General features: G+C 40.6%; 10 protein-coding genes. 7 read left to right on the forward strand and 3 right to left on the reverse strand.

The window, feature by feature from the left end:
• Positions 1-287: 287 nt before the first annotated feature.
• From BM097_RS04345 to BM097_RS04355, 3 genes are read right to left on the reverse strand one after another with little or no spacing between them, the layout of a single operon-like run.
• On the reverse strand, positions 288-902 hold the full coding sequence (locus tag BM097_RS04345; RefSeq protein WP_143084955.1) for a hypothetical protein: 615 nt from the start codon (positions 900-902) through the stop codon (positions 288-290).
• A gap of 4 nt (positions 903-906) precedes the next feature.
• Complete coding sequence (locus BM097_RS04350) at positions 907-1,527, reverse strand: YesL family protein (RefSeq protein WP_090546263.1); 621 nt, start codon at positions 1,525-1,527, stop codon at positions 907-909.
• Positions 1,528-1,545: 18 nt separating this feature from the next.
• The gene (locus tag BM097_RS04355) at positions 1,546-2,601 is read right to left on the reverse strand and encodes a LacI family DNA-binding transcriptional regulator (protein WP_090546265.1); all 1,056 of its coding nucleotides are present in this window, start codon (positions 2,599-2,601) and stop codon (positions 1,546-1,548) included.
• Positions 2,602-2,864: 263 nt separating this feature from the next.
• On the opposite strand from BM097_RS04355, the gene BM097_RS04360 reads away from it, so the two are divergent.
• From BM097_RS04360 to BM097_RS04390, 7 genes are all read left to right on the forward strand, one after another.
• Positions 2,865-3,776: an ABC transporter permease gene (locus BM097_RS04360; protein ID WP_090546267.1), complete on the forward strand. Its 912-nt coding sequence runs from the start codon at positions 2,865-2,867 to the stop codon at positions 3,774-3,776.
• A 13-nt stretch (positions 3,777-3,789) separates the two neighbouring features.
• Positions 3,790-4,701: a carbohydrate ABC transporter permease gene (locus BM097_RS04365; RefSeq protein WP_242944656.1), complete on the forward strand. Its 912-nt coding sequence runs from the start codon at positions 3,790-3,792 to the stop codon at positions 4,699-4,701.
• 73 nt (positions 4,702-4,774) lie between these two features.
• Complete coding sequence (locus BM097_RS04370; RefSeq protein ID WP_090546271.1) at positions 4,775-6,439, forward strand: ABC transporter substrate-binding protein; 1,665 nt, start codon at positions 4,775-4,777, stop codon at positions 6,437-6,439.
• A gap of 27 nt (positions 6,440-6,466) precedes the next feature.
• Positions 6,467-7,993 carry a glycoside hydrolase family 32 protein gene (locus tag BM097_RS04375; RefSeq protein ID WP_090546273.1) on the forward strand — a complete coding sequence of 509 codons (1,527 nt, stop codon included), beginning with the start codon at positions 6,467-6,469 and terminating at the stop codon, positions 7,991-7,993.
• A gap of 20 nt (positions 7,994-8,013) precedes the next feature.
• Positions 8,014-8,979: a carbohydrate kinase family protein gene (locus BM097_RS04380; protein ID WP_330389554.1), complete on the forward strand. Its 966-nt coding sequence runs from the start codon at positions 8,014-8,016 to the stop codon at positions 8,977-8,979.
• 93 nt (positions 8,980-9,072) lie between these two features.
• Positions 9,073-10,392 carry a replication-associated recombination protein A gene (locus tag BM097_RS04385; protein ID WP_090546278.1) on the forward strand — a complete coding sequence of 440 codons (1,320 nt, stop codon included), beginning with the start codon at positions 9,073-9,075 and terminating at the stop codon, positions 10,390-10,392.
• 91 nt (positions 10,393-10,483) lie between these two features.
• Complete coding sequence (locus BM097_RS04390; protein ID WP_090546280.1) at positions 10,484-11,773, forward strand: aspartate aminotransferase type Ic; 1,290 nt, start codon at positions 10,484-10,486, stop codon at positions 11,771-11,773.
• Positions 11,774-11,846 lie beyond the last annotated feature (73 nt).

Raw genomic sequence — 11,846 nt, forward strand, 5'->3', positions numbered from 1 at the left:
GTCCCCCTAGGTGGGGTGATATCATTAGCCTACAAAGCAAAAGTATGAAGCTAGTTATGCAGTATTGCTTTTGCTTCTACACTCGCTAAGAAAAATTATTTTGCTTTTTAAAATTACAAATATGTCCGCTCTCTACATACTTTACTGATAGAATTGTAAAACATTGTAAGAACACCTACTAATAAATATGCAAGATTTCACATTTAGATAATCTAAAATCTGTGACTGTATCACCCCACCTAGGGGGACGGTACCAGCGGGTGGCAGTGCCTGTGGGGTAGCGATTACTAGAGTGTAGACAGTAGCGACAGCTTTGATTCGGTGTTGGTGTCGGAGGCAATGATGCCTAGGTAGATGGGTTCGGTGTAGCCTGCCTCTGAAAATGGTGGAAAGCCGGAGATGTCGATGGCGTAAGGCTTGCCGGCATCATCACGTATAAATAGTGGCTCGAATTCATCTAAAAGTGTTGGGTTGTTGGCCTTGATGAATTCCTCAGGGTCTAACAGGTAGTCGGAGCCCTTTGCGTTGTCCATGGCGAAGGAATCGCCTATGATGATGTCTAGCTTTTCAGCGCTGATGGCAGACATAAGCTTCATGGAAGAAGCGTAGGCGTATTGTAGGTTTTCGCCGGATGGGTCTTCTGTGATGAGCAGATCACGGTAGCTGCTGATGATTAGTCCGCTTTGGGATTCTAATTCATCTGTCATGGATTCGTCTACGGCTACATTTACGTAGGCTACATATAAATCAGCTGAATTGCTGTTTTTTATAGTCTTGATAATAGAAAAAATAGCGCAAATCAAAACTACAGTTACGATTATGTGGATTTTGTAGTAATCCCATATGTACTGTAGTTTTTGTTTTGCGCTTAATTCTTTAAAGGTTGAATTTCTTTCTTTCATAATTTTAGCTTTCACTCTGTTCTTCGCATTGGATTAAGATGTTCTTCATAAGCATGGCAGAAAACAATGCACATGTGCCTACGCCTAAAATGATAAGTGGTGTGCATACGTAGTAGATGAGATAAGCCATGATTACGTATACGCCAGCCATCATAACAGTGCAGAAGATAAATCTCATTCCAAGCATGATGGAATTCTTGAACATATTGATTATCGTATTTTCGAAGTGGGCGTTAAGTGGAAAAACCCATAATAGTACAATGATGTATGCGATGCAGGCTACCACAAGGATGGCGCTGACAAGTGTCCAAAATGCTGATGTAAAGCATAAATGGTACATAACATAAGCATCAACGGCAAGTACCACACCAAGTGCGGTCATAATGACTCCGATGATTGTACTTTTCAAAAATCCATTCTTAAAGCTTGAAAAGAAAGACTTTGTGATATATCCTTCCTCGTCCCTTGCTATTTTCTGAGTGCAGTAACAAAGGGCAGTGGTGGATGCACCTATTGTAAAAACAGGTATGCAGCAAACGAACCATAGGATGTTGAGCCAAACGCTGTATACAACCTTTGTTAAAAATCTAAGGACTGGTCCGTCGTAGTTCAATAAATTACGCATAAAAAACTCCTATATGCATTAATCTCTAGTAGACGCTCTATAAATAAGATTTGTCTCTGTGTAAACAGTTCTGTAGTTCAAATCAGGCTGCTCGATACGTGATAACAGCAGATTAGCTGCTGTGTAGCCGATGGCCTGTGAGTGAATGTGACAGGTGGTAAGAGCTGGTGTCATTACCTTTGATTCTGCTGAATCATCGAAGCCACAAATCATCATATCATCTGGATAAGATTTGCCCATAATCTTAAGGCAGTTAACGATGTCGATTGCAATGAAATCGTTGGCGCAGATTATAAGCTCAGGAAGCTCATCCAGCTTTGAAAAAACGTTGAATAGATTTGAAAAATAATCCGGACCATGCTGATGAATATCTACAAGGCAGAATTTCTCATCTATTGGAAGGCCGTTAAGATACATGGCATTTCTGAAAGCCATATATCTTTCGAAGAAGGAACGGCAGTGATTTGCCTGTCCTACGAACCCTATCTTTTTAACACCTCTAGCCTTCATATTTGATATAAGCTGATAGATTCCAGAAGAATTGTCCATCATAAGGATGTCACCAGCTAGCTGTTTTTCATGGCTTTCCACAGGAGCATCTACAAATAGAAGTGGAAGATCAAGGCTTCCTAACATCTCACAATATTTCAGATTAAACATTTCAACGCAGATGATTCCAACGGTGCGTTCTTTGCTAAAGCTGGCTGGAAAGGTCAGGTCCCTAAGGTTGTCACTGGTGACTCTGTGCATGGTCATGCTGTAGCCGAGTCCTGTGATTTCGTGCTGAAATTTGTCTAGCATAGTAGATGCAAAGTGGGAATTATCAAGGAAGTTTCCTATGAAAAGAGCAAATTCCCCAGTTTTTAATGGCTCTTTTACAGTAGTGCTTCCTAATATATCAGAAACTGAATTAGCGTATGAAAATTGTTTGTACCCCATTTCCACAGCTTTTGCCAAAACCTTTTCTCTGGTGGCATCAGCAAGGATACCGGTATTGTTGATAGCCTTTGATACAGTGTTTCTAGAAACCCCTAATGCATCGGCAATATCTTGAATAGTAACTTTGTTTGCCATTATATTCTCCTATATAAAAATGTAAAATTAAAAATTTATTTAATTCATTAGTAAAATATTACTGTCTAATTATAAAATGTAAAAATCTATTTGTCAAATGTAAAAATGTATGTGAAAATTGTTACAAAAACTCGCGGAAATACTTGTTATAATTTTACAAATAAACAAAAATACATTGACACAAATGTAAAACATGGTATAGTTTATGCATAAACAAGTTGTGCAAACGCACAAATAAATGTGACATATTTTGAGGAGGATTAATGGAAAAGGAAGGAAAATTGCATAACACCCTTACTTACGTTATGCATCACTGGAGATTATATGTGTTCTTTTTAGGACCAGCACTATTACTTACAATCATATTTAAGTACCTGCCAATGGGCGGTATATTGATTGCTTTTGAAAAGTATAGCCCTTTTAAAGGCTTCTTTGGAAGTGAATGGGTAGGATTTGAATATTTCAAACAGTTCCTATCATCACCAGACTTTATGTCTTATCTTATTAACACCTTGAAGCTTAGTGTTTTCGGATTGTTGTGGGGCTTCCCAGTACCAATCATTTTGGCACTTCTTCTTAATAGAATAGAGAGCAGTAAGATAAAGCAGAAGATTCAGCTTGTTTTATACATGCCAAACTTCATCTCAGTTATCGTACTTTGCGGTATGGTAAGAATTCTGCTTTCAGTTACAGGACCAGTTAATATGATGTTTAATACAACAATTAACTTCCTTACATTGCCAGAAGCATTCAGACCAATCTACATTATAAGTGGTATCTGGCAGGGAGCTGGTTGGGCATCAATTATGTACACAGCATCACTTGCGAATGCCAGCCAGGAATTAAAGGAAGCAGCTCAGATCGACGGAGCAAATATCTTCCAGCAGATTAAGGCAGTTGAATGGCCAGCAATCAAGGATATGGTTGTTATCCAGTTCATCTTACAGGCAGGTAACATCATGAGTATCGGATTCGAGAAGGCTTACGCACTTCAGACAGATCTTAACCTTGGTGCTTCGGAAATCATTGCAACCTATGTGTATAAGAAAGGTTTGCTTGACGGAAACTACAGTTATTCAACAGCGGTTGGTTTGTTCAACACAGTAATCAATCTCATCTTGCTTATTTCAGTTAACAAGATTGTAGAGAAGATGAATGATGGACAGGGACTGTAATCAGGAGGATGAAATGGAAACAAAGAAAAAGAAAAAAAGTGCGTTTTCCAGATATTCAGCTGGTGACAAAGCATTCTTAATTGTAGGATATTTGATTTTAGCATTATTCGTATTTGCGATAATCGTTCCTATGGTATATATCGTAATAGCATCCTTCATGGATCCTATTACATTACAGAATACAGGTATTACATTTGACTTAGATAAATGGACTCTTACAGCTTACGAAAGAGTAATTTCCAATGGACAAATTTGGGTAGGCTTTAAAAATGCAGTGATTTATTCATTGGTGTTCACCTTCCTTTCAGTAGCTATAACAATGCTATGTGCCTACCCAATGTCTTTACAAGATTTTAAAGGTAGAAAATTCTTTAACGTAATTTTCATGATTACAATGTTCTTTGGTGGTGGTTTGATTCCTACATACTTGCTCATCAGTAACTTAGGCTTACTTGATAGCATGTGGGCAGTAGTTCTTCCTGGAGCATTCTCAGTATGGAACATGATTATTGCACGTACATATTTTAGAGGAATCCCAGGTGAGCTTAGAGAAGCAGCTGAGGTTGACGGCGCAAACGAGCTTACATTATTCTTCAGAATACTTCTTCCAGTATGTACACCTGTTATCGCAGTACTTTGCTTGTGGCAGTTCGTAGGAATGTGGAACAGCTACTTCGATGCTATGATTTACTTAAACACAGCATCTAAGCAGCCACTTCAGCTTGTACTTAGAGCTATCCTTATTCAGAACCAGCCAGATGCAGGTATGATTGCTGATATGCAGTCTACAGCTGAAAGAGCAAGACTTGCAGAGCTACTTAAGTATTCAACAATTATTATTTCAAGTTTACCACTTCTTGTAATGTATCCATTCTTCCAGAAGTACTTCGATGCTGGAATTATGGTAGGTTCAGTAAAGGGCTAACTTCAATAAGGGGTCACAAAACACTGTAAGAGACTACATTAAAGTAGTTTCATATATAGGAGGAGAGAAAAGAATGAAAATGAAAAGCGCAAAGAGAGTTGTTGCAGCAGCTCTAGCCGTAACAATGGCATCTACAATGTTTGCCGGTTGCGGTTCAAAGGGAAACAATGCAAGTAACGCTGATAAGGTTGATATGGAAAACCTTACATTCCCACTTGCAGAGACAGTTACTATTACAGGTACAACAAGCTATCCTGTAGGAACTGAAGAAGATCCAAACAAGCGTACAATCTTCAAGAGATTAGAGGAAGAGACAAACGTACATGTTGATTGGACAGCAATTTCATCAGACCAGTGGGGTGACAAGATTTCACTTAACATGGCTAATGCAAACACACTTACAGATTTCGTATTTACAGCAGGCTTCGGCGACAACGACTTAATCAGATATGCTGACCAGGGCGTTATCGTTCCAGTTGAAGAATACATTGATAACTACATGCCAAACCTTAAGGCAGTATTTGACAAGTACCCAGAGTATCGCACAATGTGTGAGGATGCTGATGGACACATCTGGGCACTTCCATGGATTGAGCAGCTTGGTTCAGAAAAGACTGCTATCCAGACAGTTGGTAACAACATGACATTCATCAACCAGAAATGGTTAGATTTCCTTGGACTTGAGACACCAACAACAGTTGATGAATTCGAGCAGGTATTACTTGCTTTCCAGGAGCACGCTCCAGAGCTTCAGAAGGAATTCGGTATTGATGGTGACATCATTCCAATGTCTTGCATCGTAAACGACCAGGATCCAAACCTTCTTATCAACGGTTTTGGCGATGGTATCGGTGATGTTGATATGGGACAGCACATTGCAGTTACAGATGACAAGAAGGTTGTTTGTACAGCAACAACAGATGGCTTCAGAAAGGGTGTTGAATGGTTACACAAGCTCTACGCTGAAGGACTTATCGATCCAGAGTGCTTTACACAGGATTGGTCAACATACGTTGCAAAGGGTAAGTCACACAGATATGGCGTTTGCTTCACATGGGATGTAGCTAACATCGATAACATTCAGGACTATGTTCCACTTAAGGCTCTTAAGGCTGATACAGTAAATGTAACACCTCAGAACGGTTCATTTACATCAGGTTTTGATAGAGGTCGTTGTGTTGTAACAAGTGTATGCAAGAACCCAGCTTTCGTTTGCGCATGGCTTGATAAGATGTATGATCCATTCCAGTCTCCACAGAACAACTGGGGAACATACGGTGAAGATGATGATTTCGATATCTTCGAGCTTAGCGAGAACGCAGATGGCGAGAAGATGCTTAAGCATGCACCACTTGGCGATGCTTCTCCAGTAGAAGTTCGTGAGGCTGAGTGCGTTGGTGGTCCTCTTGCAGTACTTGATGAGTACTACGGAAAGTATGTAACATGCCCAGATGATGCACAGTATCGTCTTGATTGGATCAAGGATTACTACACAGATGATATGCACTGCAAGTATGTTTACCCACGCGTATTTATGTCAGCAGAAGACACAGAAAAGCTTTCAGCAATCCAGACAGATTTAGTATCATACTTAAACTCAAGCAAGGCTGAGTTCATCAGAGATGGTATTACAGATGATTCATGGAATGCATACATTAACCAGGTTGATAGCTACGGCTTAGACCAGTACCTTGAAATCTATCAGAAGTATTTCGATGATTTCTATTCAGGAAAATAATATTAAATAGTAAGGAAGAGAAGATATATGAACAGTCAAACTTTGAGAGAGGCTAGAAAATACGAGGAGGCCTTTGAAAAGTTAATTCCAGCGGAGCAAAGACCAAAATTTCATTTGTCTCCACGAGTAGGTTGGATGAACGATCCAAACGGATTTTGCATCTATAACGATCAGTACCATTTGTTTTATCAGTACCATCCATATGATGCACATTGGGGACCAATGCATTGGGGTCATGCAGTAAGTAAGGATTTGCTCCACTGGGAGTTCCTTCCTGTAGCACTTGCACCAGATGAGTATTACGATAAGGATGGCGTTTTCTCAGGAAGCGCCATTACCTTAAAGGATGGAAGACATTTGCTCATATACACGGGAGTTATGAAGCGCACTGTGGAAAATGGACAGATGAAGGAATTTCAGACACAGTGTATTGCTATAGGCGATGGCCTAGATTATGAAAAATATGAAAATAATCCGGTAATCAATTCGGATTTAATTCCAGAGGGTGCCAGCAAGACAGACTTCAGAGACCCAAAGATTTGGGAAAAGGCTGATGGAACCTACAGATGTCTTGTAGCAAACCGTCCAGCAGATGGAAGTGGTCAGTTACTCTTATTCAAGAGTGACGACTGCATCCACTGGGATTTTGAAAAAGTTTTTGCTGAAAATCAGAGACGCTATGGTCTCATGTGGGAGTGCCCAGATTTCTTTACTTTAGATGGAAAGGGCGTACTTCTCACTAGTCCACAGGATATGCTCCCAGAAGGCTTTGAATTCCACAATGGTAACGGTAACCTTTGCATTATTGGCTCTTATGATGATGCTACAGATACCTTTACAGAGGAAAATGTTCAGGCTGTTGATTACGGAATCGATTTCTACGCTATGCAAACAATCCTTACAAAGGATGGCAGACGTGTAATGATTGGCTGGATGCAGAACTGGGATACAGCAGGTGCTCATGATGCTAGAGAGCCATGGTTTGGTCAGATGTCACTTCCTAGAGAAGTTACAATCAAGGACGGCAGATTATGTCAGTGGCCTATAAAAGAACTTGACGACATGCGTACAAATAAGGTAGAGTACAAAGATGCAGTTGTTGAAGCAACAAAGGACCTTAAGGATAGTGATAGCGAATCTATCACAGGTGGTGTTTCATTCGACGGAATCAAGGGTAGATGCCTTGATATGGAGCTTGAGGTTAAGCCAAAGGATCTTGACGCAATGTTCGACAGATTTGTTATTTCAATCGCTGCAGATGACAAATTCCATACAGATATTGTACTTCGTCCAAAGGAAAATATTGCAAAGATTGACAGAAAGTTCTCTGGAAGTAGACGCGCAATAGTGCATCAAAGACGTGCTCATATTCCATGGACAGATGAGACAATAAAGGTTAGAATTGTCATGGATAGATACAGCATGGAGGTATTCTTTGAGGAAGGTAAGTATGTTATGACAGCATCACTTCCAACAGATGTATCCTGCGACGGAATCTATTTCAATACTAACGAGGATGCTATCGTAAGCATCACAAAATATGATTTAAATTAAATTTTTAAGAGCGAGGGATTATGAGTAAAACATTTGACGTAGTTGCTTTAGGCGAGCTATTAATTGATTTCACTGAAAACGGGTTAAGTGAGCAGGGTAACCCACTTCTTGAGGCCAACCCAGGTGGCGCCCCATGTAACGTGCTTGCAATGCTTCAAAATTATGGTAAGTCCACAGCATTCATTGGCAAGGTAGGAAACGACAATTTCGGACACATCTTAGCAGACACTGTTAAGAGTCTTGGCATCGATATTTCTAATTTGAAATATGATGATGAGGTACACACAACACTTGCTTTTGTACACACCTACGAAGATGGAGACAGAGATTTCTCGTTCTATAGAAATCCAGGTGCTGATGTAAGATTAAGCGCAGAGGAAATTAATCCTGAGCTTATCGGAAGTGCCAGAATCTTCCATTTCGGCACACTTTCAATGACACATTCAACAGTTGAACATGCCACAATCAAGGCTATTCAGCTTGCAAAGGATAATGGCTGCTTAATCAGCTTTGATCCTAACTTACGTCCACCTCTTTGGAACGATTTAAGCGTTGCAAAGGAAAAGATGGATTACGGATTTAGTAATTGTGATATCTTAAAGATTTCTGATGATGAGGTTACTTTCTTTACAGGCGAGGCTGACGTCCTTAAGGGAGCACAGCTCATCAAAGAAAGATACGGAATCAAGCTTGTATGTGCTACGCTTGGTAAGGATGGCAGCTATGCACTTTATGGTGATAAGGTAGTTAAATGCAATCCATTCCTTAATCCAAACACAATCGAGACAACAGGAGCTGGTGATACATTCATGGGTTCAGTTCTTAACTCAGTGCTTGAGGTTGGTATCGACAATTACGATGAGGACAGCCTCATGGCTATGCTTACAACAGCTAATGCAGCTGCATCTCTCATCACTACTAAGCGCGGAGCTTTAAGGGTAATGCCTACAGTAGAAGAAATTGAGAATTACAAGAAAACATTGTAATAACAATTGATTTATAGTATAGTATCAAGAGTGAATACTTTAGTATATTAAAGTGAGCGCTTTTGATACTATCTTTTTATATAGAGGTATTACATGGATTTATTTGATTACATGAGGCAGGAAGCGAAGAAAAAAGAATCGCCTCTTGCTGCAAGACTTCGTCCTACCACTCTTGATGAAGTGGTTGGGCAGCAGCATATCATTGGCAAAGACAAGCTTTTGTATCGTGCCATCAAGGCGGACAAGCTTTCTTCTATTATATTTTATGGACCGCCAGGCACAGGAAAGACTACACTAGCACAGGTTATTGCCCACACAACATCGGCGGAATTTACATCAATTAACGCAACTACATCAGGTAAAAAGGATATGGAGGCCGTGGTAGAGGGAGCCAAACAGACCCTTGGAGCCTACGGCAAAAAGACCATACTTTTCATAGACGAGATTCACAGATTTAATAAAGGCCAGCAGGATTATCTTCTTCCATTTGTGGAGGATGGCACAATCATATTGATAGGTGCCACCACAGAAAATCCTTACTTCGAGGTAAACGGAGCGCTTCTGTCTCGTTCCATCATCTTCGAACTGAAGCCACTTGATTCTGAGGATATAAAAACACTTATTATGCGAGCCCTTACAGATGTTGAGAAGGGACTTGGCAGCTATGATGCCATTATCGATGATGACGCACTGGAATTTTTAGCAGATATAGCAAACGGAGATGCCAGAAGTGCACTTACAGCTATAGAGCTGGGCGTTCTTACTACAGACAGGTCTGAGGATGGTAAGATTCACATCACTATAGATGTAGCCAGCGAATGCATCCAAAGAAGAGTTATCAAATACGACAAAGATGGCGATAATCATTATGACACCATCTCTGCTTTTATTAAAAGTATGAGAGGCTCTGACCCAGATGCGGCAGTATATTATCTGGCAAGGATGCTATACGCAGGAGAAGATCCAAAATTTATAGCAAGACGTATCTGTATATGTGCATCAGAGGATGTAGGAAATGCAGACCCACAGGCCCTTGTGGTTGCCACATCAGCATTCCTTGCAACAGAACGCATCGGCATGCCAGAATGCCAGATTATTTTATCTCATGCAGCCACCTATGTGGCATGTGCACCAAAGTCAAATGCAGCCTACGGAGCCATTGACCTTGCTATGCAGGAGGTAAAAAACAACACTACCAGACCAATCCCAACACATCTTCAGGATGCCCATTACAAATCAGCAGGCAAGCTTGGACATGGCATTGGATATGAATATGCACACGATTTCCCAAATCATTTTTCCCACCAAAGGTATCTGCCTGAGGGACTTGAAATCGGTGATTTCTACAAGCCAGGGGACCTTGGCTACGAAAAGCAAATTAAAGATTATTTAGAATACATAAGAACCCACTAAGAGGCTTCCCCCTTAAGTAGGGGGAAGCTGTCAGCGCAGCTGACTGATGAGGGTATGACATTTCATATATAGAAAGAGAGAGAGGACAACTATGAAAAAGTACACTGAAATGACCCCAGAAGAATTAGCAGCAGAGAAGGAACTACTCAGAAAAGAGTATGTAGCATGGCAGGCAAAGGGCCTTAAGCTTGATATGAGCCGTGGAAAGCCATCACTTGAACAGCTTAACCTATCTATGCCACTATTCGATATCCTTGATGGAAAGTCACTTATGAAGTGTATGAATGGTGTAGAGACCAGAAACTACGGTCAGCTTGAAGGTATCGTAGAGGCACAGCATCTTATGGCAGAAATCATGGATTGCCAGCCAGAGCAGGTTATCGTATGTGGTAACTCATCTCTTAATATCATGTTTGATACGGTTGCCCGTGGTTACATGTTTGGTTTCGATGGATGCACACCATGGTGCAAGCTTGAGCGTGTAAGATGGTTATGCCCAGTTCCAGGTTATGACAGACATTTTGCTATCACACAGCATTTTGGATTTGATATGATTAACGTTCCTATGAACGAGGACGGTCCAGATATGGATGTTATCGAAGGCCTTGTTGCCGCAGACGATAGTATCAAGGGTATTTGGTGCGTACCTAAATATTCTAATCCACAGGGTATAGTATATTCGGATGAGGTTGTTAGACGTATGGCAAACCTTAAGCCAGCAGCTAAGGATTTTAGAGTATTCTGGGATAACGCTTATGCGGTACATCATCTTTACAAGGAAAAGAGCAAGATTTTAAATATCCTTCACGAGTGTGAGGAAGCAGACAATCCAAATCTTGTATTTGAATTTGCATCTACATCCAAGATTACATTTGCAGGTGGAGGTATCGCTGCAATCGCTTGCAACCACAACAACCGTGAAGAACTTAAGAAGACACTTACTGTTCAGACAATCGGATTTGATAAAATCAACATGCTTCGCCATGCTAGATACTTCCAGGATGTGGAATCAGTATCTAAGCACATGGAGAGACATGCAAAGATTCTTCGTCCTAAGTTTGAGCTTGTTATTAAGACAATGGAAGAGGATTTAACAGGTCCTGGATGCGGTTCATGGATTTCACCAAAGGGTGGATATTTCATCACATTTGAGGCTCCAAAGGGAACAGCTACTCGTATCGTAGATTTAGCATCAGAGGCAGGCGTTAAGCTTACACCAGCCGGCGCACCATTCCCATATCACATGGATCCAGGCGATTCAATTATCCGCTTTGCTCCATCTCTTCCACCAATCGAAGAGCTTGAACAGGCAGCTAAAATCTTTACAGTATGCGCACGTATCGCATATTTGGAAAAGCTTATTTTAGCTAAGATGGAATAATATAAAAATACCTATTCATCCTCCCATCTACTTATGGTAAAATAACCATTAATAAGCTCTGATGAGCAATTAA

Source organism: Pseudobutyrivibrio sp. OR37, from assembly GCF_900113655.1.
Classification (GTDB): domain Bacteria; phylum Bacillota; class Clostridia; order Lachnospirales; family Lachnospiraceae; genus Pseudobutyrivibrio.